Annotated in this window: 26 protein-coding genes; 22 read left to right on the plus strand and 4 right to left on the minus strand. The window is 62.5% G+C overall.

Annotated elements, in window-relative coordinates; all coding sequences use genetic code 11:
- Positions 1–41 precede the first annotated feature (41 nt).
- The 8 genes from V8J81_RS19480 (at position 42) to V8J81_RS19515 (ending at position 8,497) form a co-directional block, all read left to right on the plus strand.
- Positions 42–1,469, plus strand: a complete 1,428-nt coding sequence (locus V8J81_RS19480) for a GMC oxidoreductase (RefSeq protein ID WP_368477400.1) — start codon at positions 42–44, stop codon at positions 1,467–1,469.
- Positions 1,466–2,176: a 3-ketoacyl-ACP reductase gene (locus tag V8J81_RS19485; RefSeq protein WP_368477401.1), complete on the plus strand. Its 711-nt coding sequence runs from the start codon at positions 1,466–1,468 to the stop codon at positions 2,174–2,176. Before V8J81_RS19480 ends, V8J81_RS19485 begins: the two co-directional genes overlap by 4 nt.
- Before the next feature lie 9 nt (positions 2,177–2,185).
- Complete coding sequence (locus V8J81_RS19490; protein WP_368477402.1) at positions 2,186–3,772, plus strand: GMC family oxidoreductase; 1,587 nt, start codon at positions 2,186–2,188, stop codon at positions 3,770–3,772.
- 3 nt (positions 3,773–3,775) lie between these two features.
- A complete protein-coding gene (locus V8J81_RS19495) occupies positions 3,776–4,939 on the plus strand; it encodes a dihydrodipicolinate synthase family protein (protein ID WP_368477403.1) in 1,164 nt (387 codons plus the stop codon).
- 9 nt (positions 4,940–4,948) lie between these two features.
- A complete protein-coding gene (locus V8J81_RS19500; RefSeq protein ID WP_368477404.1) occupies positions 4,949–5,956 on the plus strand; it encodes a LacI family DNA-binding transcriptional regulator in 1,008 nt (335 codons plus the stop codon).
- Positions 5,953–7,191, plus strand: coding sequence for a glycerate kinase type-2 family protein (locus V8J81_RS19505; protein ID WP_368477405.1), 1,239 nt, complete (start codon positions 5,953–5,955; stop codon positions 7,189–7,191). The genes V8J81_RS19500 and V8J81_RS19505 overlap by 4 nt, the downstream gene beginning before the upstream one ends.
- 12 nt (positions 7,192–7,203) lie before the next feature.
- On the plus strand, positions 7,204–7,512 hold the full coding sequence (locus tag V8J81_RS19510; protein WP_368477406.1) for a Dabb family protein: 309 nt from the start codon (positions 7,204–7,206) through the stop codon (positions 7,510–7,512).
- Positions 7,513–7,576: 64 nt separating this feature from the next.
- Positions 7,577–8,497, plus strand: coding sequence for a GT-B fold glycosyltransferase domain-containing protein (locus tag V8J81_RS19515; RefSeq protein ID WP_368477407.1), 921 nt, complete (start codon positions 7,577–7,579; stop codon positions 8,495–8,497).
- A gap of 45 nt (positions 8,498–8,542) precedes the next feature.
- On the opposite strand, the gene V8J81_RS19520 is transcribed toward V8J81_RS19515, so the two are convergent.
- The gene (locus V8J81_RS19520) at positions 8,543–9,457 is read right to left on the minus strand and encodes a ribokinase (RefSeq protein ID WP_368477408.1); all 915 of its coding nucleotides are present in this window, start codon (positions 9,455–9,457) and stop codon (positions 8,543–8,545) included.
- Positions 9,458–9,524: 67 nt separating this feature from the next.
- On the opposite strand from V8J81_RS19520, the gene V8J81_RS19525 reads away from it, so the two are divergent.
- From V8J81_RS19525 to V8J81_RS19575, 11 genes are all read left to right on the plus strand, one after another.
- Positions 9,525–10,343 carry a fumarylacetoacetate hydrolase family protein gene (locus V8J81_RS19525; protein WP_368477409.1) on the plus strand — a complete coding sequence of 273 codons (819 nt, stop codon included), beginning with the start codon at positions 9,525–9,527 and terminating at the stop codon, positions 10,341–10,343.
- Positions 10,340–11,776, plus strand: coding sequence for a class I adenylate-forming enzyme family protein (locus V8J81_RS19530; protein WP_368477410.1), 1,437 nt, complete (start codon positions 10,340–10,342; stop codon positions 11,774–11,776). Before V8J81_RS19525 ends, V8J81_RS19530 begins: the two co-directional genes overlap by 4 nt.
- Positions 11,777–11,851: 75 nt before the next feature.
- Positions 11,852–12,652 carry a S49 family peptidase gene (locus tag V8J81_RS19535; protein ID WP_368477411.1) on the plus strand — a complete coding sequence of 267 codons (801 nt, stop codon included), beginning with the start codon at positions 11,852–11,854 and terminating at the stop codon, positions 12,650–12,652.
- The gene (locus tag V8J81_RS19540) at positions 12,649–12,852 is read left to right on the plus strand and encodes a hypothetical protein (protein WP_368477412.1); all 204 of its coding nucleotides are present in this window, start codon (positions 12,649–12,651) and stop codon (positions 12,850–12,852) included. Before V8J81_RS19535 ends, V8J81_RS19540 begins: the two co-directional genes overlap by 4 nt.
- Positions 12,845–13,789 carry a calcium/sodium antiporter gene (locus V8J81_RS19545; RefSeq protein ID WP_368477413.1) on the plus strand — a complete coding sequence of 315 codons (945 nt, stop codon included), beginning with the start codon at positions 12,845–12,847 and terminating at the stop codon, positions 13,787–13,789. Before V8J81_RS19540 ends, V8J81_RS19545 begins: the two co-directional genes overlap by 8 nt.
- 14 nt (positions 13,790–13,803) lie before the next feature.
- Entirely contained in the window at positions 13,804–14,577 is a 774-nt protein-coding gene (locus tag V8J81_RS19550; protein ID WP_368477414.1) for an SDR family oxidoreductase, read from the plus strand.
- A gap of 291 nt (positions 14,578–14,868) precedes the next feature.
- Entirely contained in the window at positions 14,869–16,737 is a 1,869-nt protein-coding gene (gene uvrC, locus V8J81_RS19555; RefSeq protein ID WP_368477415.1) for an excinuclease ABC subunit UvrC, read from the plus strand.
- 289 nt (positions 16,738–17,026) lie between these two features.
- The gene (locus V8J81_RS19560) at positions 17,027–17,746 is read left to right on the plus strand and encodes an imm11 family protein (RefSeq protein ID WP_368477416.1); all 720 of its coding nucleotides are present in this window, start codon (positions 17,027–17,029) and stop codon (positions 17,744–17,746) included.
- Between the two features lie 221 nt (positions 17,747–17,967).
- Positions 17,968–18,660, plus strand: coding sequence for a CDP-diacylglycerol--glycerol-3-phosphate 3-phosphatidyltransferase (gene pgsA, locus V8J81_RS19565; protein WP_368477417.1), 693 nt, complete (start codon positions 17,968–17,970; stop codon positions 18,658–18,660).
- Positions 18,660–18,905, plus strand: a complete 246-nt coding sequence (gene moaD / locus V8J81_RS19570; RefSeq protein ID WP_368477418.1) for a molybdopterin converting factor subunit 1 — start codon at positions 18,660–18,662, stop codon at positions 18,903–18,905. The genes pgsA and moaD overlap by 1 nt, the downstream gene beginning before the upstream one ends.
- A gap of 3 nt (positions 18,906–18,908) precedes the next feature.
- Entirely contained in the window at positions 18,909–19,352 is a 444-nt protein-coding gene (locus tag V8J81_RS19575; protein ID WP_368477419.1) for a molybdenum cofactor biosynthesis protein MoaE, read from the plus strand.
- 9 nt (positions 19,353–19,361) lie between these two features.
- On the opposite strand, the gene V8J81_RS19580 is transcribed toward V8J81_RS19575, so the two are convergent.
- The 3 genes from V8J81_RS19580 to ubiA form a co-directional block, all read right to left on the minus strand.
- A complete protein-coding gene (locus V8J81_RS19580; protein WP_368477420.1) occupies positions 19,362–19,691 on the minus strand; it encodes a hypothetical protein in 330 nt (109 codons plus the stop codon).
- Between the two features lie 18 nt (positions 19,692–19,709).
- Positions 19,710–21,659, minus strand: coding sequence for an OmpA family protein (locus V8J81_RS19585; RefSeq protein ID WP_368477421.1), 1,950 nt, complete (start codon positions 21,657–21,659; stop codon positions 19,710–19,712).
- A 72-nt stretch (positions 21,660–21,731) separates the two neighbouring features.
- Positions 21,732–22,688 carry a 4-hydroxybenzoate octaprenyltransferase gene (gene ubiA / locus V8J81_RS19590; RefSeq protein ID WP_368477422.1) on the minus strand — a complete coding sequence of 319 codons (957 nt, stop codon included), beginning with the start codon at positions 22,686–22,688 and terminating at the stop codon, positions 21,732–21,734.
- A gap of 12 nt (positions 22,689–22,700) precedes the next feature.
- On the opposite strand from ubiA, the gene V8J81_RS19595 reads away from it, so the two are divergent.
- Genes V8J81_RS19595 through V8J81_RS19605 form a run of 3 tightly spaced genes read left to right on the plus strand, consistent with a single transcriptional unit; the run spans position 22,701 to position 24,663 of the window.
- Positions 22,701–23,435, plus strand: a complete 735-nt coding sequence (locus tag V8J81_RS19595; protein ID WP_368477423.1) for a 16S rRNA (uracil(1498)-N(3))-methyltransferase — start codon at positions 22,701–22,703, stop codon at positions 23,433–23,435.
- Complete coding sequence (locus V8J81_RS19600; protein WP_368477424.1) at positions 23,432–24,142, plus strand: hypothetical protein; 711 nt, start codon at positions 23,432–23,434, stop codon at positions 24,140–24,142. Before V8J81_RS19595 ends, V8J81_RS19600 begins: the two co-directional genes overlap by 4 nt.
- Entirely contained in the window at positions 24,139–24,663 is a 525-nt protein-coding gene (locus V8J81_RS19605) for a hypothetical protein (protein ID WP_368477425.1), read from the plus strand. Before V8J81_RS19600 ends, V8J81_RS19605 begins: the two co-directional genes overlap by 4 nt.
- The last annotated feature ends 5 nt before the right edge of the window (positions 24,664–24,668 follow it).

The raw sequence follows: 24,668 nt of genomic DNA on the forward strand, positions 1-24,668 counted from the left end.
CGCTTGGAATTGGAACGTTCCAGATATACGCAGAGAGGGCAATGAGCGACGCGGATATCATCATCGTCGGCTCCGGCATGGGGGGCGCGACATTGGCGGCGGGGCTGAAGGGCTCCGGCCTGCGCGTTCTGATCGTGGAGCGTGGCCAGCTCCTGCGCGACAGCCCCGAAGCGCGTGATCCCGACGCCATCTTTCGCGACGGCCATTACCGCCCGGATGAGACATGGCTGACCCCGCAGGGCGAGCGTTTCAATCCCGGTAACTACGCCTATGTCGGCGGCAACTCCAAGTTTTACGGCGCGGTGATGATGCGCTACCGAGAGGCCGATTTCGCGCAGCACTGGCCCGTCGGTCATGCGACCCTCGCGCCGTTCTACACCCGCGCAGAAGCCCTCTTCCAGGTGCGCGGTGACGCCTCGTTTGACCCGTCTGAGCCGCCCCACGACGCACCGTATCCGCATCCGCCTGTCCCCCACGAGCCCGACATCGCCGACCTTGCCATTCGTCTGAAACACGCGGGCCTTACTCCATCCCCCCTGCCGCTCGCCGTCAACCTCGACCGATGGCTGGCGCGCGGGCAGACGCCGTGGGATGCTCACCCCGATACAAATGGCGGCAAGCTGGACGCCGAAAGCGCGGCGCTGGCTGACGCCTTCAAAGACCCGAACATCACGCTTCGCACGGGCGTCACCGTCCGCAAGATCGAAACCGAAGGCGATCGCGTTACCGCACTTATCACCTCCGGCGGCCGCCTCACCGCCACCCGCATCGTCCTCGCCGCCGGGGCCGTTCACACTGCGGCGCTTCTGCTGAAATCCGCGTCTGAGGCGCATCCCAATGGCCTCGCCAACCGGTCCGATCAGGTCGGACGCAACTTCATGAACCACAACGCAAGCGCTGTTCTGGCCGTCAGCCATCGGCGCAACAGGTCGGTCTACCAGAAGACCCTCCAGATCAATGATTGGTATGCCGAGGGCCTTGGCAATGTGCAGCTTTTGGGGCGGGTCTCCACCCCCATCCTTGCCGCGCAGGCCGGTCTACCGAAGCCGCTCGCAGCCGTCATCGCCAACCACGCAATCGACTTCTACGCCATGTCCGAAGATCTCCCGAACCCCGACAGCCGCGTGACGATCAAAGGCGACGACATCGTGCTCGACTGGAAGCGCTCCAACTGGGACGCGCATCTGGCCCTCGTGGCCAGGCTCAAGAAAACGCTCAAGAAAGCGGGCTTTCCAATCGTTCTCTCCAAAGCCTTCGACCGCCGCACCCCGTCGCACCAATGCGGAACGGCCCGGCTGGGTGATGACCCGGCAAGCTCTGTCTGCGATCCGCTCGGCAAGGCCCACGACCTCGACAACCTCTATATCTGCGACGCCTCACTGCTGCCCACATCCGCGGCTGTAAATCCGTCGCTGACCATCGCAGCGCTGGCATTGCGCCAAGCCGACCATCTCAAGGAAACGACATGAAAGCCCTCATCACAGGCGGTCAGCAGGGCATCGGCCTTGGCATCGCGCAGGCGCTTTACGACGCGGGCTGGCAGATCGCCGTCGCGTCCGAACAGCCGTCTGCGGACCTCCCGTTCGAGGCCGAGTATTACCAGCACGACGTCCGCAACATCGACGCGATCCCCGCCCTGCTCGACGCGATAGGCCCCATCACCACCTTCGTCTCCAATGCTGGTGTCGGCGCACTCCAGCGCGGCGACCTGCTCGATTTGACGCCCGAAAGCTTCGATCGCTGCATCGACATCAACACGAAGGGCGCGTTCTTTTTTGCACAAGAAGTGGCGCGTCGAATGCTCGCTTCACCCGCCGAAAGCTACCGCTCAATCACCTTCATCACCTCGGTCAGCGCCGCCATGGTCAGCCCCGACCGCGCCGAATATTGCGCCTCCAAGGCGGCCACGGCGATGCTCGCGCAAGCCTTCGCCGCCCGCCTCGCACCAGACAATATCGGCGTCTTCGACATCCGCCCCGGTATTATTGAAACGCCCCTGACCGCCCCCGTCGCCGACCGCTACAACGATCGCATCCCGCAGATCGTGCCCTCCGCCCGCTGGGGCCAGCCCGCCGACATTGGCGAGGTCATCGTCCCCCTCGCGCGCGGCGATTTCGCCTTCGCCACCGGCGCGCAAATCCCTGTGGATGGCGGCCTGTCCATCCATCGTCTTTAGAGGCCGCACATGACCGAATCCTACGATTTCCTGATCATCGGCGGTGGCTCGGCAGGCTCCGTCATCGCGAGCCGCCTGTCGGAGAACCCGGACGTCTCCGTCTGCCTGCTGGAAGCCGGCGGATCAGACCGTCACCCGTACTTCCACCTTCCCGCAGGCTTTGCGAAAATGACCAAGGGCATCGGCTCGTGGGGGTGGTCCACGACGCCGCAAAAACACATGCAGAACAAGGTGTTTACCTATACGCAGGCCAAGGTGATCGGCGGTGGATCAGCCATCAACGCCCAGATCTACACACGCGGCCATCCGCTCGATTACGACGAATGGCGGCAAATGGGCTGCGAGAGGTGGAGCTACGAAGATGTCCTCCCCTACTTCCGCAAATCTGAAGGGAACGACACCTACGACAACCGCTACCACGGAAAAGACGGCCCCCTCGGAGTGTCTAAACCCTCCGCACCCCTTCCGATCTGCGAAGCGTATTTCGAGGCCGCACAGGTCCTTGGCATCCCTTTTAACGAAGACGTCACCGGAGAGGTTCAGGAAGGCGCCGCCTACTACCAGCTGACCCAGAAGAACGCTCGCCGATGCTCAGCCGCGATGGCATTCCTGCACCCCAACAAGCGTCGCCCGAACCTGACAGTGAAACTCGGCGCGCAGGTGCGCCGGATGCTCTTTGACAAGGGCAGGGCGGTGGGGGTCGAGATGATCGACCGATCCCTGATCCACGCGGGCACAGAAGTGATCCTATCCTCCGGCGCGATCGGCTCGCCCCGCCTGCTGCAACTCAGCGGCATCGGCCCCGCAGATCATTTACAAGAACTTGGCATCGACGTCCTGCTCGACCAGCCGCAGGTGGGCAGCAACCTGCAAGACCACCTCGACCTCTATTGCATCGCCGAGGTCTCCGGCCCCCACACCTATGACCGCTTCGCCAAGCCGCATCTCAGCGCGCTCGCTGGCATTCAATACCTGCTGACGAAGAACGGCCCCGTCGCTTCCAGCCTCTTCGAGACCGGTGGATTCTGGTATGCCGACGAAAACGCCCGCTCGCCCGATCTGCAATTCCACCTCGGCCTCGGCACTGGAATCGAGGCGGGCGTGGCTGCGATGCCCGAAGGCGGTGTCACGCTGAACTCCTGCTACCTCCGCCCCCGTTCCCGCGGCACCGTCCGCTTGCAATCAGATGACCCCACGAAAGCGCCGCTGATCGACCCCAATTACTGCGCCGATCCTCAGGATCGTGAAATGTCCATCCGTGGCCTCAAGCTGACGCAAGAGATACTCTCACAAGCCCCGCTCAAACCCTTCATCAAGGCCGAACGTCTGCCGGGGCCGGACGTCAAAACCGACGACGACTACTTCAACTTCATCTGCCAGCATTCCAAGACGTCCCACCATTGCGCGGGCACCTGCGCCATGGGGCCGGGCGACAGCGCCGTGGTCACGCCGCGCCTGACGTTCAACGGCATCGAAAACCTCCGCGTGGCCGATGCCTCGATCATGCCGAATGTCGTCTCCTCCAACACCAACGCACCCACGATCATGATTGGCGAAAAAGCCGCCGACATGATCCGCGAAGATCACGGGATATAAACCATGCGATTGCCCACCTACGCCGGAACGCTGGAAGACTACGCGCTGCAAGGCGACCCGCTCACACCTCGCGCGCCGTCCGTCCCACTCACCCGCACCGCCTTCGCCGCCGCCCATGTCGTCAGTGATCCGCTGGCCGAACGTGACCCGTGGCAGGGCCGCCCTGCCGTCGACTGGGACGCCACCCTGCACTTCCGCGAAAGCCTGTGGGATCAGGGCCTTGGGCTGGCCGAGGCGATGGACACCGCGCAACGGGGCATGGGTGTGGACTGGGAAACCGCGAAGGAATTGATCGAACGCACAATGCGCGCCGCCAAGGCCCATCCCATGAAGCCTCGCGTCGCTTGCGGTGCAGGAACCGACCATGTCCCGCTCAATGAACTCACCGACCCCGTCCGCATCAAGGCCGCCTATTCTGAACAGATGGAGGCCATTGAGGCCGCTGGCGGCCAACTCATTCTCATGGCCACCCGCGCGCTGCCTGCCATCGGAGCAGGCCCGGAATCCTATGCCCGAGTCTACGATGACCTCATCGCGCAGGCCTCCGAGCCCGTCATCCTCCACTGGCTCGGCGACATGTTCGACCCTGCGCTGAAGGGCTATTGGGGCAGCGCAACCCTCGACGAGGCCAACCAGATCGTCCTCGACCTCATCACCCGCAACGCCGCCAAGATCGACGGCATCAAGATCTCTTTGCTAGACCAGAGCCATGAGGAAGCCTTCCGCGCCCGACTCCCCGAAACTGCCCGTCTCTATACCGGCGACGATTTCAACTATGCCGATCTCATCGAAGGCGACGGCACGCACTATTCCCACGCGCTCCTCGGCATCTTCGCGGCCATCGCGCCTGCCGCATCGCAAGCCCTCGAAGCGCTGGCCCAAGGGGACCACGAAACCTACCACGCGCTGCTCGCCCCAACCGTTCCCCTCAGCCGCGAAATCTTCAAAGCGCCCACGCAGTATTACAAAGCGGGCATCGCCTTCCTCTCCTGGGTGAACGGCCAACAATCCCACTTCATCATGCCCGCAGGCTTCCAATCCTCGCGAGAGATCACGCATTACGCCGAGGTGTTCCGCCTCGCCGATCAGGCCCGTTTGCTGGCCGATCCAGACCTCGCCACCCAACGCATGAAACAGCTGCTTTCCATACACGGTTTCGGTGGATAACAACGCGTCATGAGCCGCCGTCCCACCATCCTCGACGTTGCCGCAAAGGCGGGCGTGTCCAAGTCGACGGTCTCGCTCGTCCTACAGAACTCCAAGCAGGTGAAGGGTGAAACGCGCGACGCCGTGCGCGCGGCGATGGCCGAGATCGGCTATGTCTACAACCGCGCCGCCGCCCAGATGCGCTCCCAATCCGCGGGCCTTGTGGGCCTTGTCATCAACGACCTGCGCAACCCGTTCTTCACCGAATTCGCCACCGTCCTGCAGATGACGCTGGCCGCCAAAGGCTATGCCACGGTCATCGCCAACAGCGACGAAGACGCCGACCTTCAAGCCAAACTCGTGGGCTCCATGATCGAACATGGCGTCTCGGCCCTTGTCGTTTCTCCCGCCTATGGGGACGGCGGCGCGGCCTTTGACCAGATCGAACGCGCGGGCCTGCCTGCCATTCAGGTCCTGCGCAAAACCGATGCGCGCACCGGCCTCTTCCCCTTCGCCAGCTTCGATTATGCCGCAGGGTCCGCCCGTGCCACGCGTCACCTGATGAACCAAGGTGCGGAACGCATCGCCTTTGTTGGCGGCGTTGAGGGCCGCGAGATCACCGAGGAACGCAAATCCGGCTATTTGGCCGAGATGAAGCGCGCCGGGGCCGATCCGATCACCTTCCATGGCCGCTCCACCCGCGCATTCGGCGTTGAATCCGCCCAATCCCTGATCGACGCAGAGGCAGACGCTGCCGTCTGCTTCAACGACCTCGTCGCACTCGGCCTGCACGCAGGCTTCGCTAAGGCCGGCAAAACGCTTGGCCGCGAGTTCCGCATCGTGGGCTTCGACGATATCGAGGATTGCGCGCTGGTCTGGCCGCAGCTTTCGTCCGTCGCCTGCGATATCGACGGCTTCGCCCGCGCCACCGCCGACCGTCTTCTGGCGTGGATGCAGGATGGCGAAACCCCACCCCCCGAACACCGCGCACCGGTCGATCTGGTGGCGCGCACCTCAAGCACGGGACGAACGCAATGACCCCTGACGCCTTCCTCCGCTCCCTCTTTGCCCGCGCGGTCGAAGTTGCCGATCCGATGCAATCCCTCGCCGCCGCCCTCCCGCCAAAGCCCGAGGGCCGGGTGCTGGTGATCGGTGCAGGCAAAGCCAGCGCCCGCATGGCCGAAGCGGTGGAGGCTGAATGGGGCCCTTGCGAAGGCTTCGTCATCACCCGCTACGGATACGCCCGCCCCTGCCAAGGCATCGAGATTGTCGAGGCCGCACACCCTGTTCCCGACGCGGCCGGCGAAGAGGCCACCAAACGCCTGCTGGAAATCCTCGCCACGGCGGGTGAAGACGATTTCGTCCTCGCCCTCATCTCTGGCGGTGGCTCCGCGCTGCTTACCGCCCCAGCAGGCGACATCACGCTAGAAGAGAAACAGGCACTGACACAGGCGCTTCTGGCCTCTGGCGCGCCAATTGGTGAGATCAACGGCATCCGAAAGGAACTGTCCGCCGTGAAGGGCGGGCGATTGGCCGTCGCGGCCCACCCGGCGCGGATGCTCGCCCTGATGATCTCGGACGTGCCAGGCGATGACCCCGGCGATATCGCAAGCGGTCCGACGGTTGGCCATACCGGCAGCGCAGCCCGGGCCTTGGCCGCTTTGGACGCATGGAACGTTGAACCGCCCGCCTCCATCAGGGCGTTTCTCGAGGCTGGTGGCGACCCTGTCTCACCGGACGATCCGCGCCTCTCGCGGGTTGAAAACGTAATATACGCCGCCCCGTCCCAATCCCTCGCCGCCGCCGCCGATTTGGCGGAAGAACGGGGCTACCACGTGGAAATCCTTGGCGATTCCATCGAAGGCGAAGCGCGCGACGTGGCCGCTGCCCACGCCGAAATCGCCAAAGCCGCAAAGCCCGGCACGCTTATCCTGTCGGGCGGTGAGCTTACCGTTACACGTCGCGGCGACGGTGTCGGCGGGCCGAACGCCGAATACGCTCTCGCGTTGGCAATCGAATTGGACGGCGCTGCAGGCATCCACGCCATTGCCTGTGACACCGATGGCGTCGATGGCGCCGCCGAAGTGGCCGGGGCAGTCATTGGGCCTGAGACCTTGGCCAAAGCCCGCGCCGCCGGGATCGACCCGGCCGAGGCGCTCGCCAACAACGATGCCCACACATTCTTCGCCACCATCAACGATCAGGTCGTGCCCGGCCCGACCCTGACCAACGTGAACGATTTCCGCGCCATCCTTGTCGGCCCAAAGTCCTGAAGGAGCCTTGTAATGCTGATCCACACGGTTTTGCTTGAACCTGCCTCTGACACGGCTCAGGCGGCGTTCGACGAAGCAATGGTGATCCTTGAACAGGTGGCCTCCAACCTGCCGGGCATGATCGCCTTCCATCATGGCCCGAACCGCGACTTTGAAGGTAAATCGCAGGCCTACCCTTATGGCTTCACCTGCCTGTTCGAGGATCAGACGGCGCTGGAGGCCTATGCCGCCGACCCAGAACATCAACGCGCAGGCGGTATGTTGGTGGCCAATTGTAAGAACGGCGCAGATGGGATTTTCGTCTCGGATCTGGAGGTCTGACTGGCGAAATCGGTCAATCCGGGGCAGGGTGTTGCCAGAGCAGTGAAACAGCGGACCAACCGCCATGGCCAATCAAACATCTCTGGGTCTTTTCTACGTCGCCGACGGTGTGCGGCTTGAGAAGCAGTCATGGCTTTTAGCGGCCAGCCTGAAGGCGGCGCATGACGGCGACGACCGTGTGAAGCAATTCGCCTATGTGTCAGAAGCCTACCGGCCTGAACTCAACGATCTCACCCACGCTATGTTCGAGACCTGCGGGGTCGAATTACGAACGCTGGCCAAGCCGCCCAAGTGGAAAGGTCCATACCCGCACGGCAACAAGATTGTCGCGGCCTGCGATGATCGCGCGACATCGCATTCGATCTTTCTGGACACAGACATGGCCTGCACCCGTAGCCTGGCCGAATTCATGGAGCTCGCGCCCGATACCGTCAGCGCCGCGCCTGAGGGACGCCCCACATGGGGGGGCAAGAACGCACGCTGGACGCGGGCCTATGCGCATTTTGGCATGGAAATCCCAACGGAGCGCGTTCGCCTGCTGCGGGGCACGAAGATGGAATATCTGCCGTATTACAACGCAGGCTTCGTGGCGTTCCCCGAGGCGGCGCATCCTGAGGACGGGCTGCGGTTCCCCCAGCACTGGCTCGACACGGCCCTCGATTTCGACAAACGCTGCAAGATCGCCAATAAGCGCCCGTGGCTCGATCAGATCAGCTTGCCCCTGACCATCCATCGTTTCGGCTACAAGACCCGCGTGCTGGACGAGCTGCACAATTACTCGCTCTCGCACCGTGGTGATTACTCCAAGACGCCGGACGCCGTGATCCTGCATTACCACAGGATGCGGTTTCTCTATCAATCACCGCAATGGAAGGGCCTGCGCGACATGTTGCTGGACACGGTGCCGAGTGCCCATCGCGACGGCATCGTGGATTGGGTGAAAGACGTGGAAAGCTCACTCGATCCCGCGCCCGAGGGCGAATAGGAAAACTCCAGTCTTCCTACCGGAAATCTCGAGATTTCCATCGCCCTATAGCAACGCGTCGATGTCCGCGCGCGTCGGCATAGAAGCCGCAGTGCCATGTTTCGTGACAGACAGCGCAGCGGTAGCCGTTGCAAATTGCAAAGCGTCGTCAATAGGTTGACCTTGCGAAAGCGCCCTTGCGAAGCCTCCATTGAAAGCATCCCCCGCACCGGTTGTGTCAACGGTTGGACCAGCATTCATGGGTGGCGTGTGCACCGCCCGCGCACCATCCCAGAACAGCGACCCGTTCTCACCCAGCGTGATCAACGCCCCTTTCCGAACGCCCTGCGCCATCAACGCTTTCGCGGCTTCCAGCGCATCATCGGGCCCCGTCACGGGGCATCCGGTCAGCTCCTCCGCCTCCGTCTCATTCGGCGTCACGTAATCGCACAGTGCCAGCATCCCCTCCGGCAACTCCGCCGCCGGGGCAGGGTTCAAAATCGTCGTGACCCCAGCCTGCGCCGCGATCTGCAAGAACCGCTCCGCAGCCTCCATCGGCTGCTCCAGCTGCGTCATGGCCACCTTCGCGCCAGCAATCTCCGCCGCCCGAGCTTCCACATCCGCAACACCAATCGCCCCTGCCGCCCCCGGCACGATCACGATGGCGTTCTTTCCCGTGGCCTCCTCAATGAAGATCCCCGCCGAGCCGGTCGGCCGTTCCGTATCCTCCACCACCATCGGCTCCACGCCCGCCTCCGCCCAAACGTCGCGCCCCATCTGCCCGAACGTGTCGGCCCCGATCCGGCTCAGAAACCCGACCGATCCGCCCGCCTTCGCCGCCGCCACCGCTTGGTTCGATCCCTTGCCGCCCGGCCCAAGCTGAAACCCCGTGCCAAGCAACGTCTGGCCGGTCACCGGCATCTTCTCCGTCCAGTAGGCGGCGTCAGCGACAAACACACCGAGGATAACAATATCAGGCATCGGACCCCTCTTTCCCTTACCCGCGCAGCGAAGCATGATGGCGGGAACACATTCAAGGGAGCACGCGATGAGACTGGTAAGATGGGGCGAGGGGGGGTCCGAGAAACCGGGTGTCCTCGACGAAAACGATCAGGTCCGCGACCTCAGCGCGATCACCGACGACATCAACGGCGCGTTCCTGTCCGACATGCCCGACTTCGACGTCGAAAGCCTGCCGCCCGTCGGCGACACCCGCCTCGGCGCGTGCGTCGCACGCCCCGGGAAACTGGTCTGCGTTGGCCTCAACTACGCCGACCACGCCGCAGAAGGCGGTTGGGACGTGCCGACTGAGCCGGTGCTGTTCATGAAAGCCACCAGCGCCATCTCCGGCCCCAACGACCCCGTCATCCTGCCCCCCGGCAGCGAGAAGACCGATTGGGAGGTGGAGCTTGGCATCATCATCTGCCAAACCGCCAAACACGCCGCCGACGGGGCCGCCCACATCGCGGGCTATTGCGTTGTGAATGACGTGTCCGAGCGCGCCTACCAGCAAGAGATGGGCGGCCAATGGACCAAGGGCAAAAGCTACGACACATTCGCCCCCATCGGCCCATGGCTTGTGACGGCGGATGAACTCGGCGACCCGACTGGCCGATCCATCTGGCTGGAGGTCGACGGCCAGCGCATGCAGGACGGCAATACAGACACGATGATCTTCAAGCCCGCCTTCCTCGTCGAATATATCTCCCGCTTCATGACGTTGGAGCCGGGTGACGTTATCACCACCGGCACGCCCCCCGGCGTCGGCATGGGTAAACGCCCACAGGTCTTCCTGCGCGGCGGGCAAGAGATGCGGCTTGGCATCGACGGCCTCGGCGAACAACGCCTGCCGGTGCGCGCCTCTTGAACATTGCGCAGTGGCTCGACCGCACCGCCGCCACCCGCGGCGACACCCCGGCACTCCTGCTGGGGGCGGACACCGTCGCCACCTATGCGCAATTCGCCGATCAAGCCGCCCGCCTCGCCGGTGGGCTGCACGCCCAAGGCATCCAACCCGGTGACCGCGTCGGCATCTTCGCCAAGAACTGCCCCGACTACCTGATCGCAATGTTCGGCATCTGGTGGGCCGGGGCTGTCGCCGTCCCGGTCAACGCCAAGCTGCACCCGAAAGAGGCGGAGTTCATCCTGACGAACGCGGGCGCGAAGCTCAGCTTCACCTCCGAAGGTATGCAGGCCCCCAATGCCACGCCCCTGGGCTCCATCACCGCCGAGCCGATCCCCGTCACCGACCGCGCGCCCTCGGACCTCGCGTGGCTCTTCTACACCTCCGGCACCACCGGCAAACCCAAAGGCGTGCAAATCACCCACGGCATGATCGCGGCCACCTCCACCTGCTACCCCATCGATGTCGACCCGGTCAGCCCCGACGACGCCTCCCTTTACGCCGCACCCATGAGCCACGGCGCAGGTATCTACGCCCCGATCCACGTCCGCTGCGGCGCGCGCCATATCTCGCCTATCTCTGGCGGCTTTGACCCCGCCGAAGTCCTCACCCTGTCCAAAACCCACGGCCCGATCTCCATGTTCATGGCCCCCACGATGGTCCGCCGCCTGCTCGACACGGCCAAGTCGCAGGGCGAGACGGGGCAGGGGATCAAAACCATCGTCTACGGCGGTGGCCCAATGTACCGCGCCGACATTGAAGAAGCCGTCGCCCTCATGGGCCCCAAATTCGTGCAAATCTACGGCCAGGGCGAATGCCCCATGGCCATCACCGCGCTCAGCCGCGAAGAGGTCGCCGACCGCACCCGCCCCCACTGGGGCGAGCGCCTTCTCTCGGTCGGACGCGCCCAATCGCTGGTGGAAGTGAAAGTCGATGCCCCGCCGGGAGAGATTGGCGAGATTATGGTCAAAGGCGCGCCCGTCATGCCCGGTTACTGGCAGAACCCGGAGGCGACGGAAAAGACCCTGAAAGACGGCTGGCTGATGACCGGCGATGTGGGCCACCTCGACGAAGACGGCTACCTGACCCTGCAAGACCGCTCCAAGGACGTGATCATCTCCGGCGGCTCCAACATCTACCCGCGTGAGGTGGAAGAGGCTTTGCTGACCCACCCAACCGTGCACGAAGTCTCCGTCGTGGGCCGCCCTAGCGCAGAATGGGGGGAGGATGTGGTGGCCTTCATCGTGTGCACGGACCTTGATGAAGCCGCCCTCGACGAACATTGCCTCGACCAGATCGCGCGGTTCAAACGACCCAAGGCCTACATCGCCGTGCCCGAGCTTCCGAAGAACAATTACGGCAAGGTTTTGAAGACCGAACTCCGCAAAAGGTTGTGAGAACCGCAACAGGGGGGAGAAATCGCCGCGCCTCTCCTTGTTGCCAATGGCCACGCGGCCTACATCGCGAAGGCAATGAAACGTTTTATTCCCTTCCTGAAATCCGAGCCGTTGGTGTCGGTGATCCGCCTGCAGGGTGCGATCGCTGCGGGCGCACGCGGCGGGATAAGTGACGCGGGCTATGCAGCGGTGATCGAGAAGGCCTTCGCCAAAGGCAAGCCCAAGGCGGTGGCGCTGTCCATCAACTCGCCCGGTGGCTCCCCTGTGCAATCCGCTCTCGTCGCAGCTCGCATCCGCAGGCTCGCCGCAGAAAAGGACGTGAAAGTCCACGCCTTCGTTGAGGATGTCGCGGCGTCGGGTGGCTACTGGCTGGCCTGTGCGGGCGATGACATCTGGGTCGATCAGGCCTCGATCGTCGGCTCAATTGGCGTGATTTCGGCCACATTCGGTTTCGTCGAAGCGATCAACAAGATCGGAGTCGAACGCCGCGTCTACACCGCCGGCAAGAACAAATCCGTGCTGGACCCGTTCCGTCCGGAAAACCCTGACGATGTGGAGCGGCTGAAAGAGCTTCAGTTGCAGGTCCACGAGGTTTTCATCGACCATGTGAAATCAAGCCGGGGCGATCGGTTGTCGGATCACGACGACATGTTCACGGGCGCGTTCTGGGCAGGGGCCAAGGGGGTTGAGCTTGGATTGGCCGACGGCATCGGCCATCTCGTGCCCAAGATGAAGGAGCTCTACGGCGACAAGGTCCGCTTTGCCGTGCATGGCCCCAAGAAGGGCCTGTTGTCGCGGTTTGGTGCGCAGATCATGGAAGACGTCGATCTCGGCCTGCAAGAGCGTGCGCTTTACGCAAGGTATGGGCTGTCGTGATCCTCAAGGTCGTCTTCCTTTTCCTGATCGGCATGGCGGTTCTGGCGATGTTCGGGCGGCTCCGCTGGCCGGGCGGCGCGAAAGGTGTGGGTCGTGAAAAGCGCGGCGCGCTGCCGAAACCCAAGACCTGTCCGAAATGCGGTCGCATGAACTTGCGCGGCGGTCCGTGCCGCGCCTGCCGCGAGGGCGGGAATGGCTGACGAGTTCGGTTTTGCGATCCTCGGGCTGGTGATCCTGCTGCTGGCCGGTGATGTGCTTGTGAAGGGTGCGGTCAACCTGGCGCTGCGCCTTGGCATACCCGCGCTGATCGTGTCGCTGACCATCGTAGCCTTTGGAACCTCGGCACCAGAGCTTCTGATTTCTGTCCAGTCGATCCTGGAAGGCGTGCCGGGCCTCGCGCTCGGGAACGTGGTGGGCTCCAACACCGCCAATGTCTTGCTGGTTCTTGGTGTGCCCGCGCTCCTCGCCGGGCTTGGTGCCACGTCCGACACCCGCCGCGAATTCGTCTTCATGCTGGGGGCATCCGCCCTCTTCATAATCCTCTGCTTCTTTGGCCCGCTCACGTGGTGGCACGGCCTGATCCTTCTGGCCGGTCTTGCCATCATGCTGGGCGACGCCGTCCGCTCCGCAAAGGCGCACCGTGATGCCTGCGCTGATGATGCGGATGAGTTGGAAGAAGCCGACCCCAATATGGAATGGTGGAAGATCGCCACCTACCTCGTGCTTGGCATGGTGGGCCTGCCGCTGGGCGCGAACCTCCTGATCGACAGCGCCACGGAAATCGCAACCGCCTACGGCATCTCCGACACCGTTATTGGCCTGACCCTTGTGGCCGTCGGCACCTCACTGCCGGAACTCGCGACCACCGTCATGGCCGCCTTCCGCAGGCAGGCCGATGTGGCCATCGGTAATGTCATCGGCTCCAACGTCTTCAACCTGCTCGCGATCATCGGTATCGCCACGCTTGTTGGTCCCATCCCCGTCGATCCTGGCATCCTGCAATTCGACCTTTGGGTCATGCTCGCCGCCTCTCTGGTGCTGATCCCTTTCGTATTCAAACAGCTTCCCATGGGCCGTGGTGTCGGTCTGGCCTTTTCTGCGCTCTATGCGGGCTATATCGTGATCCTCCTGATCTGAGGGGAGCATCGAGTATGACAGCACTTGTAACAGGCGCCGCGAAGCGGCTGGGCCGGGCCATGGCGTTGGAACTTGCCAGCCACGGGCACGATGTCGCCGTCCACTACAACGGCAGCGCCGACGCAGCCGAGGAAACCTGCGAAGACATCCGCGCCCTCGGCGTGAAGGCCGTCGCCCTGCAAGCCAACCTGTTGGAGGAGGACGAGGTTCAATCCCTGCTGCCCCGCGCGGTCGACGCTCTCGGTTCCGTTGAGATCCTCGTCAACAACGCCTCAATCTTCGATTACGACAATATCGAAAGCGCCAACCGCGAAAGCTGGGACAGGCACCTCGAGTCGAACCTCCGCGCCCCCTTCGTCCTAACTCAGGCGCTGGCTGCCCAACTCCCCGATCCAGCCATCGACGCAAATGATGAACCCGTTGCTCGCGGCCTGGTCATCAACATGTGCGATCAGCGCGTCCACAAGCTGACGCCTGAGTTCATGACCTACACAATCGCCAAGATGGGCCTGTGGGCCTTCACCCGCACCGCAGCACAAGCCCTCGCCCCCAAATGCCGCGTCAACGCCATCGGCCCGGGCCCCACAATGCAGGGCGGTCGCCAGTCGGCCGAGCACTTCGCCAAGCAGCGCGCAGCCACCATTCTGGAGCGTGGCGCCGATCCGCAGGCCATCTGCGAAGCCCTGCGCTATTTCCTGACCGCAAAGTCTGTCACAGGGCAGTTGATTTGCGTGGATGGGGGCCAACATCTGGGCTGGGAAACACCGGACGTCGTCGGAGTGGAGTGACGCTAGGGAACGCGATTCTCCACCGGCCTCTGGAATGCGACGGTTTTGTAAAGGTTTCGTTAGGCTTTATCTATTCGCTGTATACAGGTGGAAAATAACCAACGAAATCAATACTATAAATAACTGCCTAAAAATTGTGCAAAGCGTAGAAACCTGCCAAAAACAACGAAAAAATCGGCATGCCAAATAGTTTTCCGCAAGGTTATCCACAGAAACGGTGGAAAGCTTATGGGTTGATAGGCCCCGGAATTCGTTGCAGCAGGAAATAGAATCACGGAACCGTGAATTTCGATGAAAAATGAGACTCAAAACCAGCCGAAAACCGGCCATGAGGTGATCCAAAGCTACCTCAAGACGCTCGACAACAGCCCGGGCGTCTACCGGATGCTGGATGAGCAATCGCGCGTCCTTTACGTCGGCAAAGCCCGCGCACTCAAGCGCCGTGTCTCGAACTACGCCAAGCCCGCCGGCCATTCCCCCCGCATCGCGCGCATGATCCGCGAAACCGCCTCGATGATGTTCCTCACCACGCGCACGGAGACCGAGGCGCTGCTGCTGGAACAGAACCTCATCAAGCAGCTCAAGCCGAAATTCAACGTCCTCCTCCGCGACGACAAATCGTTCCCCAACATCCTCGTCAGCCGCACCCACGCCTTCCCGCAGATCAAAAAGCATCGCGGCGCGAAAAAGGAGAAAGGCGAATATTTCGGCCCCTTCGCCTCCGCCGGAGCCGTCAACCGCACCCTCAACCAGCTGCAAAAGGTCTTCCTTCTGCGCAACTGCACCGATGCGACCTTTGAAACCCGCACGCGCCCCTGCCTGCTATACCAGATCAAACGCTGCTCCGGTCCCTGTGTCGGCTACATCAGCGAACAGGATTATGAGGCCTCCGTCGCCGACGCCATGCGCTTCCTCAAAGGCGACTCCACCGAACTCCAGGCCAACCTCGCCGAACAGATGGCCGAGGCCTCCAAGGACATGGAATTCGAACGCGCCGCCGCCCTCCGCGACCGCATCCGCGCGCTCACCAACGTGCAATCTGCCCAAGGGATCAACCCCCGTGGCGTGCGCGAAGCCGACGTGATCGCGCTCCACATGGAAGGCGGCCAGGCCTGCGTGCAGGTCTTCTTCATCCGCGCCAACCAGAACTGGGGAAACAAGGATTACTACCCCCGCATCGGCCCCGACATCGATGAACCCGAAGTGCTGGAGGCCTTTGTCGGCCAATTCTACGACACCAAGGATGTGCCCCGGCAGGTCATCCTCTCCCACCCCGTCGAGAACATGGACCTCATGGCCGACGCGCTCTCCCAGAAGCGCGGCACCAAGGTCGAAATCCTCGTCCCCCAGCGTGGCGAAAAACTCGAACTCGTCGAAGGCGCGCGCCGCAATGCCCGCGAAAGCTTGGGCCGCCAGATGGCCGAAAGCCAGGCGCAGGGCAAACTCCTGCGCGGTCTGGCCGAGGCCTTTGATCTGGACGGCCCGCCCAAGCGGATCGAGGTCTACGACAACTCCCACATTCAGGGCACCAATGCCGTCGGCGGCATGATCGTCGCGGGCCCGGACGGCTTCATGAAAAGCCAATACCGCAAGTTCAACATCCGCGGCGAAGAGCTCACCCCCGGCGACGATTTCGGCATGATGAAAGAGGTCCTCAAACGCCGCTTCAAACGTCTGCTCAAGGAAGACCCGGACCGGGAAACCGAGGCCTGGCCCGACCTGCTGCTCATCGACGGCGGCGCGGGGCAGATCTCCGCCGTGAAGGAAATCATGGACGATCTCGGCGTCGAAGACGTGCCCTTCATCGGCGTCGCCAAAGGCATCGACCGCGATCAGGGCAAGGAAGAATTCTACCGCCTCGGCCAGTCGGTCTTCGCGCTGAAACGCAACGACCCGGTACTCTATTTCGTCCAACGTATGCGGGATGAGGCCCACCGGTTTGCCATCGGCGCCCACCGGCAGAAACGGTCAAAGGCCGTCTCCGCCACGCCTTTGGACGATGTGCCGGGCGTTGGGGCGGCGCGGAAGCGGGCGTTGCTGTCCCATTTCGGGTCAGCGAAGGCGGTGACGCGCGCGAACCTCGCCGATCTGAAGGCGGTGGAGGGTGTCAGCGAAGGGCTGGCCCAGAAAATCTACGACTATTTCCATGAGGGCGGGTGAGCGGGCAAACCTCCGCCTCTAAGAGGTTAGCCCCGCCATCGACGGGCCGGGGACTGTCGAACCGACGGCATTTCTAAGCACTTTGTGCCAGCCAAACCCGAACTCAGCTCATTCGATGCGCTCAGCCTCACCAAATCGACCACTGCCCGACAGGCTCTTTTACAACGCAAAAGATGCCGAGAGGGGGCCGCCGGACGGCCCGTCGATAGCGGGGCGGGCAAGCCCGCTGTTAACCCGCTTGGGGGAGGGCTAGTGTTCCGATATCGTGATCAAACAAGGATCCAAAACAGTGTTCAAATCCACTGAAAGAGTCATTTTCTGGCTTAGGGACTCAGATAACCCTGACAGATTTGACATCGTGGTGCAGGAGCCGCGCATAAAGAAGACGCTTGGGGTGCAGCGGCTAGATCGCCTGAGCTGCGATGGTTGTCCTGACGGTATCATTCAATTCGCCAGAGAGCCGGTTGAGCATTTTGCGCCATATTTAGATGAGGTTGGCCTGAAATTCAAAAAAGGCGTCTCACGTGAAGTTCCGGACCGTTTGAGCTACAAGGGCCACACGATCGTTAGCGAGCGTTGCCGAAAGGTTATCGAAAGGATCGATCCAGACGGTGGCCACCTGTACATGCCTACTCGAATTTTGAGCGAGGACGGTGAGCAGTTGGGACGGCAATACTTCTATATGTGGTGCGGAAGGATATATGCGTCACGGGAAAGGTCCAATACTTCAAGTATCACCACCGACGCCATTGGAAATGGCTATCATTATCACACCACGCTGGCGACTCCGGACCGATTTGAATTCTTCGAACATATGCCCGTTTGGTCGGGGAGCACAGTCGCACGCGGACCTGACTTTTTGTCGAGGAGTGTTTTCGAGCAGATTAAAGATGCGGGTCTAACTGGGTTTCGTGAGTATACGCACCGCCACGGAATGGACCTTAAAGACGATCACGACACATGGGCCGATGTGATAACGCCCCAGAACGTTGCCCACATCTGGATGTAGCGGGCCGAGGGACCCGGCAAGCCACCGACGCGCTGTGCTTACCCCGTCCCATCGCACCTCAATCAAAGGAGAAACACCCGTTTGAACCCCTGAACAAAACCTTATCAAAATCCACAATTTCGCTCCTTTTCAATGCCTTAACCCCCGGTTGCAACCTTGCAACCCGACCCACACACCCGCCCCCTCTGGCCCCGGCCCCGCATCCCGGCTAACAAGGCGCTATGCGTTTGAACCTGCCCAACAGCCTGACTCTCGTTCGCCTCATCGCGGCGCCCATGGTGGCGTTTGTGTTCCTCCTGCTGCCCCGCCCCTTCGCCGATTGGGTGGCGCTTTTGCTGTTCATGTCCGCGGCCTTCACCGACTATGTCGACGGCGTTTTGGCCCGCGCCTGGAAGCAGGAAACCAAGTTCGGCGCGATGCTGGATCCGATCGCCGACAAGGCCATGGTGGTGATCGCGCTGGCCGTGGTGTTGGCGCTCTACGGCATCAATTTCAACGCAGGCAGCCTGTCGCTGAACCCGGTCTTCCTGATCCCCATCATCGTGATCCTGCTGCGCGAAATCTTCGTGTCAGGCCTGCGGGAATTTCTGGGGTCAAACGCCAGTCAGTTGAAGGTCACAAAGCTCGCCAAGTGGAAAACGACCGTCCAGATGTTCGCCATCGGTCTGCTGTTCTGCTGGGGTCTGTTCTCTCACTACCTTTGGGCGCTGTCGGTGGGGATGGATGCTGCGATCATCGAGGGCATCATGGCGGGTGAGATCGAGGATGAGTTCAACCTGCGCTGGATCCTCTTCGGCTATCAGTGGAGCGAGCTTCTGGGCGTTGGCCTGCTGTGGCTTTCCGCTCTTCTGACGGCGATCACTGGGATCGACTATTTCCGCAAGGCACGCCCCTTTTTGACGGAGGCCGAGTGATGGAAATCCGCTACTTCGCCTGGCTGCGCGAACGCATTGGAACTGGCCACGAACAGATCGAGACGCAGGCGCAAACTGTGGCTGAGCTGATCGAAGACCTGAAAACCAAGTCCGAGGCCCACGCCTTCGCGCTCGCAGACACTGCCGCCATCCGCGCCGCCGTGGATCAGGAGCTTGTCGCCTTCGACGCCCCGATCACGGGTGCAAAGGAAGTCGCCTTCTTCCCGCCCATGACGGGGGGCTGACCCATGGGTGTCGAGGTCTGTGACCGCGCCTTCGATCCGGGCTCAATCCTTTCGGCGTTCACTCAACGGGTGGACTGTGCGGGCGCCATCGTGACCTTCACCGGCATCACGCGCGATGTGGCCGAAGGCGATTTGCAAGCGATGGAGATCGAGCACTATCCCGGCATGACCGAGAGGGCCCTTGCTGACATTCGCACACAGGCCATGGACCGGTTCAATCTGATCGATGCCCTGATTATCCACCGCCATGGCTGTCTGAGCCCCGGTGAGACGATCATGATGGTTGCAACGGCCGCGCCGCACAGACGGGATGCCTTTGAGGCCGCGGATTTCCTGATGGACTATCTGAAATCCCGCGCACCGTTCTGGAAGCGTGAGATCACCGCACGTGGTGCAGATTGGGTCGTCGCGAAAGATGAAGACGAAGAGGCGCTGAACCGTTGGTAGCGGGCGTACCTAGTTGCCCTGATTGACGCTTTCCACGTAGGTCCGAAGCTCTTCCGCTTCGGTCCGCGCCTCGCGCAGGCCCTCCATCGCGGCGCGCAGTTCCGCTTCGGTTTGGCTCAGCTGGTTGGTCAACTCACCCTCACGCTGCTGCAAATACGCAATCGCCTGATCGCGGGTTTCTTCGGCGTCGTGCAGTGCGCGCGCAAGGTTCTCCATCTCACCCAGATCGGCGGAAGACACCTGATTGAACCGGGTGACAAGCCAATGCGCGAGCCACCCAAGGGCGAAAGCCACGAACAGGATGATGGCGATGGCGATAATAAATTCCAGGCGGTTCATGGAGCTGTTGCTTTCGTCCTAGTTCACGTCGGGCCGGGGCAGGGGGCGGACCTCGAAGGGCCAGTCGGCAATGGCGCCTTGTGCCAGAATACCGGCCCGTGTGCGCGGCTGATCATCTTCACCGGCTGCAATCCCGGCCACTTCGGCAGAGGCAAGAAGGCGGAACTCGATCCGGCGGTTCTGTTCCCGGCCGTCTTCGGTCTCATTGTCCGCAATGGGCTGACTTTCACCATAGCCCTGCGCCGTGAGGTTCGAGATTAGGATGCCGCGTGCCAGAAGTCCGTTCAGAACCGCATCGGCGCGCGCTTGGCTGAGGTTGAGGTTCATCGTCTCGCCGCCCTGCGCATCGGTGTGCCCGCCAATCTCCATCCGGACATGAAGGCAATTCGGCAGAACCTCGGCAATCTGGTCTAAGACGGCACCAGCGGCTTCGTTGATCTCGGTCGAGCCGGGATCGAAAGTGATCTTGGTCTCGTCTTGAATAGCGCGAATGCTTGCTACGCATTCTTCGTCTGTCGGCTGTGAGGCGACGGGATCCAGCGCCTCAACATAGCTGACGTCGAGCTGGAAATTCGCGCCTTGGCCCAAGTCTTCAGACAGCATGCGCGTAAGCTGAGAGACCATTTCCTGATCGCCGGTTTCGCCGGTCAGGCGCAAAGTGTCGGGCTCGACGGTCAATTGGCCAGAGTTCAATTCAGACAGGGCGTTCAGGCCTGCCATCACGCGTACTGACCAACCCTGCGGCAGGTCCGTGACAGAACGTGTGGCCACATCGGTGCGGTCGGCGCCGAACAAGGCTGTTGCAAAGGTCTGCACCGAGGCCCCGATGGCGCCCTCGGGAAGGCGACCCCGCAAGCGCGCACCGGTGTCGGGATCGAGCGTGGCGGTGAACCGTGCAGGTCCGGTGCTGGCGAGGGTCTCAGGTTCCGGCAAAACGGCTTGCAGCGAGAACAGGTCTGGCAGGGCGGCACCGAGTTCGCCGACCACGGTATCGAAATGGTCCTGCTCCGTGCGCTCTGACGCGATCAGGGTGACGTCCGCGTCAGAGAAGGTCACGCTGCCTTCGCCCAGTTCGGTCAGGGCTGCCAATGCGGTTTCCACGGCATCGCCCCACGAAGGGGAGGGCACGCCAAGCCCGATGGTGCATGGGATCGTTCCGGATGCTCCGGCAGCCCGTCCTGCGGTCACGATCTGGTCGCGCGTTTGGACCGTGTCTGCCGTGCAGGTTTCGAACCGTCCCCCGGTTTCGTCGCGCACGAAGCGAAGCGCAAACGGTGTGATGACGGGGCGCGGCGCCGAGATGTCGAGGACGACCTGAACACCTTCTGGTTGGTCCTGCTGCAACCGGGCAATGAACTCCGCCCGTTCTTCGCGGGTCTCGCCCACCGCTTCGATCTCAACACGATCCGCGAGGACCGTCACTTTGGACCGCGGCAGGGTCTGAAGCGCGCGCAGACCGTAGGCGAGCGCGTCGGCCCAAGTGTCGGGCGCGGCCATTTCGGCGGTTTCGATCATGTTCACGACGTCCGCCTCGCCCGCGATGTCGGCGATGGCCTCGGCCACGGCGAAGGCTTCGTCGCCCTCAGGTGCGGGGATCAGACCGATCAACTGGATGCCATCGCCATTGCGCAGCATGTCGAGCGAGAAACGTGGCGGCGCGGAAAAGTCCTGCGCGGCGACGTCGAGGCGGTTAATAACACGGTCCGCGTCGATGATTGCAGAGGCCTGGGTCTGCGCCCGGAAGCGTGCGGCTTCGTCTGGGGCCTCGCCATCGAGGAAGACTTGTAGACCGTTTGCAGAGACCTCAACCCACGTGATCCCATCAGCTTCAAGTGCTGTGCCGATGTCTTCGACCGTGCGTCGCTCGATCACCAAAGCCGAAAAAATCGCGACGCCAACGGACAGCGCACCCGCCACCACGAAGGAGGCTGGTCCGACCAGTGCGGATATGCGTTCGGATATAGACATGGGTGTTGTACCCGGTTTCCCTGCTCGGGGCCTTTATCCCTTAGCCCTAGCCTGTCCGGCGCGGGCTTTCAATCAGACGAATAGGGCAACGGCGAAAAACAGCGCGGGGATCAGCCCGGCGTCGCGGTTGGAACGGAAGAGTTTCAGGCAGAGCTCCGCATCGTCGATCTTGAGCCGGACGAGCTGCCAGGACAGGTGCCATCCCATGGCCCAGACCCCGGCAAGCGCGATGATCAGAGCAAGGAAATTCTGCCCCGGAACAAGGGCCACAAGGATCGCAGCGCCGATCAGGCCAACCGTGGCGGCGAGAAAACCACGTAGCCAGGTTTTCGTGTTCTCTCCAAAAAGGCGCGCCGTGGATTTGATGCCGATGAGCGCATCATCCTCCCGATCCTGATGGGCGTAGATCGTGTCGTAGAACAGCGTCCAGGCAATGCCGCCAAGGTAGAGCAGGACGGGCGCGAGTGAGAGGCTGCCGGTATGGGCGGTCCACGCCAGAAGGGCGCCCCAGTTGAAGGCGATGCCCAGAAAGACCTGTGGCCACCACGTAATGCGCTTGGCGAACGGGTAAATCGCGACGGGGATCAGGGCGATGACCCCCAGTAGGATCGCAGTCCAGTTGAAGGTGATCAGGATGAGGAAGGCGAGCAGCGACTGCGCGATGGCCCAGGCAAGGGCCTGTTTCACGCTGACCTGACCAGATGGGATGGGGCGGGAGGCGGTGCGCGCGACCGAGCCGTCGAAATCGCGGTCGGTGATGTCGTTCCATGTGCAACCCGCCCCGCGCATCAAGAAGGCCCCAATGGCGCAACCAAGGAAGATCCATGCATCGTACAGCGTCGGCGTGCGGCCCGTGTGGGACAGCGCCAGAAGCAAGCCCCACCAACAGGGCAACAACAGAAGCCAGGTGCCGATGGGCCGGTCCGCGCGGCTGAGGCGGAGGTAAGGGCGGGTGGGCGCGGGGGCGAGCCTGTCGACCCAATTCCCCTTCACGGCGTCAGCGACTTGTCCCTGCTCAGTCTCGCTCATAGGGTTCGCTCCATGCCTGTGCGCCCGAAAATCCGCCTCTTTGTAGACCAGCCGTTGGGGGAGGGCGAGCGTGTCGCCCTGTCGCGGGACCACGCAAATTACCTGTTCAACGTAATGCGCCTGCGGGAGGGGGCGGAACTGGCGCTGTTCAACGGCGTGGCTGGGGAATGGCGGGCGGAGGTTGTGGCCGCGGGCAAGCGTGCGGGAGAGGCGGTTTGTGTGGAGCAGGTCGCTAACCAGCGCGACCCGCCGGATCTGTGGCTATTGTTTGCGCCGATCAAAAAGACGCGCACGGACTTCATCGTTGAGAAGGCGGTGGAGCTTGGCGTGCGTCGGATCGTGCCGGTGCAGACGGAGTTCACCAACGCCGAGCGCATTCGGCAGGACCGCTTGCAAGCACATGCCGTTGAAGCAGCCGAGCAGTGCGGCGCGGTGTTCGTGCCAGAAGTTGCAGAATTGCGGCCCTTGGCCAAAGTTTTGGACGAATGGAGTGAGCGGGCCTTGGTGTTTGCGGATGAGGGAGCATCCGGCCTTTCCTCCAGGCTGTCGGCTGTCCTCACAGAGGCTGCGCCGCCTGCGGCGGTTTTGGTTGGTCCGGAGGGCGGATTCTCGGACGCTGAACGCGCGCGATTGCGGGGGATGGAACAGGTGGTGCCGGTGGGGCTAGGTCCGCGCATATTGCGGGCAGATACGGCGGCGGTTTCGGTTCTGACGCTGTGGCAGGCATCAGCGGGGGATTGGGGATGAGTGACCGCCCGCCATGCCGCCTAAGCATCTACTTTGCGTCCGAGAAACCGCGCGCCGTTATCCTGCGCCGGGGTCCGACGCGGAATGTCTGTATGATCGAATGGAACACCAAGACCGACACGTTCAAGGATGGGCAATGGGTCAAACACCGTGTCTATGAGGAGAAATGTGATCTGTCGACGGACAGTAAGCACTTTGCTTACTTCGGGTTCAGCGACCACCAAAGCCATGGGCAGATGACTGGCGGCTTCGCGGCAGTCAGCGAGGTTCCATATTTCACGGCTCTTGCCATCTTGGTTGAAGGCAGCACGTGGGGGCATGGAGGACGGTTCGTGGACCGACATCATGTGCTGTGCCCCTACCTTCACAATGATGGTGTTCCACCTTTACCCGCACCTTTACGCTGGGTTTGGCACCCGAACGCCTTTGGTGTTGCGCGTGATCAGGCCCCGCCGTCGCGAGACGTTCGTCCCACTCATTTCGTACTGTCATCTGGTAAGGCAGCATCGATCCAACCCGCTGCCTTGAAGCGGTTTCTGGAGGCATGGCCGCCCGTGCCCAAAGCACCTGTTTTGCCAAAATGGTGCACAGTCGAAGACGGATGCCTATATCGGATCGGGCCGAAGGGGCGACGCATCTTGCTGAAAGATTTCAATGCCATGGAGTTTGAGGCCATCGAGGCACCCTATAGTGGAGTGGTCATATGAGCAGCTTCTTTCGTCCGGAGGCCATGGCGGCCCTGACCCGTTGGCGCGAAGTGCTGATGGCGGCCGCAATAATGGCGATCGGCCTTTGGATCGCGCTGCGGCCCGGCGGGGTGATCGTGACTGGCTTCGGGTACGTCCTGATCGCGCTGGGCGCGGCCTTCATGGTGCCGGCTTTTCGGCGTGCGCGGTTCATCACGGGCGGCGAAGGGCCCGGCGCAGTTCAAGTGGATGAGAGGCGCATCCTTTACATGGGGCCGGTCACGGGCGGCGCGATGGCACTGGACGATCTGACCGTCCTGTCCGTGCGGCGTGACAGGAACGATGAGGTGTCCTGGGTGCTGGCCGATGCGACGCAACTTCTTGTGATCCCGGTCGATGCGGCTGGCGCTGACGCTCTGTTTGACGCTTTCGCGGCGCTTCCTGGCCTCAACGTCGAAAGGCTGATCCGGGCTGTGCAATCGCGCACAAAGGGGTCGCAGCGTCTATGGGCAAGAGACCGCCCCATGGCCTTGACACCCTGACCGCT

The sequence above is a fragment of the Gymnodinialimonas sp. 202GB13-11 genome, assembly GCF_040932485.1.
Taxonomy (GTDB): domain Bacteria; phylum Pseudomonadota; class Alphaproteobacteria; order Rhodobacterales; family Rhodobacteraceae; genus Gymnodinialimonas; species Gymnodinialimonas hymeniacidonis.

What these genes read in the sequence shown, in the direction of transcription:
- V8J81_RS19480 (WP_368477400.1), top strand. Translation starts at nt 42, where the DNA reads ATGAGCGACGCGGATATCATCATCGTCGGCTCCGGCATGGGGGGCGCG.
- V8J81_RS19485 (WP_368477401.1), top strand. Translation starts at nt 1,466, where the DNA reads ATGAAAGCCCTCATCACAGGCGGTCAGCAGGGCATCGGCCTTGGCATC.
- V8J81_RS19490 (WP_368477402.1), top strand. Translation starts at nt 2,186, where the DNA reads ATGACCGAATCCTACGATTTCCTGATCATCGGCGGTGGCTCGGCAGGC.
- V8J81_RS19495 (WP_368477403.1), top strand. Translation starts at nt 3,776, where the DNA reads ATGCGATTGCCCACCTACGCCGGAACGCTGGAAGACTACGCGCTGCAA.
- V8J81_RS19500 (WP_368477404.1), top strand. Translation starts at nt 4,949, where the DNA reads ATGAGCCGCCGTCCCACCATCCTCGACGTTGCCGCAAAGGCGGGCGTG.
- V8J81_RS19505 (WP_368477405.1), top strand. Translation starts at nt 5,953, where the DNA reads ATGACCCCTGACGCCTTCCTCCGCTCCCTCTTTGCCCGCGCGGTCGAA.
- V8J81_RS19510 (WP_368477406.1), top strand. Translation starts at nt 7,204, where the DNA reads ATGCTGATCCACACGGTTTTGCTTGAACCTGCCTCTGACACGGCTCAG.
- V8J81_RS19515 (WP_368477407.1), top strand. Translation starts at nt 7,577, where the DNA reads ATGGCCAATCAAACATCTCTGGGTCTTTTCTACGTCGCCGACGGTGTG.
- V8J81_RS19520 (WP_368477408.1), bottom strand. Translation starts at nt 9,457, where the DNA reads ATGCCTGATATTGTTATCCTCGGTGTGTTTGTCGCTGACGCCGCCTAC.
- V8J81_RS19525 (WP_368477409.1), top strand. Translation starts at nt 9,525, where the DNA reads ATGAGACTGGTAAGATGGGGCGAGGGGGGGTCCGAGAAACCGGGTGTC.
- V8J81_RS19535 (WP_368477411.1), top strand. Translation starts at nt 11,852, where the DNA reads ATGAAACGTTTTATTCCCTTCCTGAAATCCGAGCCGTTGGTGTCGGTG.
- V8J81_RS19545 (WP_368477413.1), top strand. Translation starts at nt 12,845, where the DNA reads ATGGCTGACGAGTTCGGTTTTGCGATCCTCGGGCTGGTGATCCTGCTG.
- V8J81_RS19550 (WP_368477414.1), top strand. Translation starts at nt 13,804, where the DNA reads ATGACAGCACTTGTAACAGGCGCCGCGAAGCGGCTGGGCCGGGCCATG.
- uvrC (WP_368477415.1), top strand. Translation starts at nt 14,869, where the DNA reads ATGAAAAATGAGACTCAAAACCAGCCGAAAACCGGCCATGAGGTGATC.
- pgsA (WP_368477417.1), top strand. Translation starts at nt 17,968, where the DNA reads ATGCGTTTGAACCTGCCCAACAGCCTGACTCTCGTTCGCCTCATCGCG.
- moaD (WP_368477418.1), top strand. Translation starts at nt 18,660, where the DNA reads ATGGAAATCCGCTACTTCGCCTGGCTGCGCGAACGCATTGGAACTGGC.
- V8J81_RS19575 (WP_368477419.1), top strand. Translation starts at nt 18,909, where the DNA reads ATGGGTGTCGAGGTCTGTGACCGCGCCTTCGATCCGGGCTCAATCCTT.
- V8J81_RS19580 (WP_368477420.1), bottom strand. Translation starts at nt 19,691, where the DNA reads ATGAACCGCCTGGAATTTATTATCGCCATCGCCATCATCCTGTTCGTG.
- V8J81_RS19585 (WP_368477421.1), bottom strand. Translation starts at nt 21,659, where the DNA reads ATGTCTATATCCGAACGCATATCCGCACTGGTCGGACCAGCCTCCTTC.
- ubiA (WP_368477422.1), bottom strand. Translation starts at nt 22,688, where the DNA reads ATGAGCGAGACTGAGCAGGGACAAGTCGCTGACGCCGTGAAGGGGAAT.
- V8J81_RS19595 (WP_368477423.1), top strand. Translation starts at nt 22,701, where the DNA reads ATGCCTGTGCGCCCGAAAATCCGCCTCTTTGTAGACCAGCCGTTGGGG.
- V8J81_RS19600 (WP_368477424.1), top strand. Translation starts at nt 23,432, where the DNA reads ATGAGTGACCGCCCGCCATGCCGCCTAAGCATCTACTTTGCGTCCGAG.
- V8J81_RS19605 (WP_368477425.1), top strand. Translation starts at nt 24,139, where the DNA reads ATGAGCAGCTTCTTTCGTCCGGAGGCCATGGCGGCCCTGACCCGTTGG.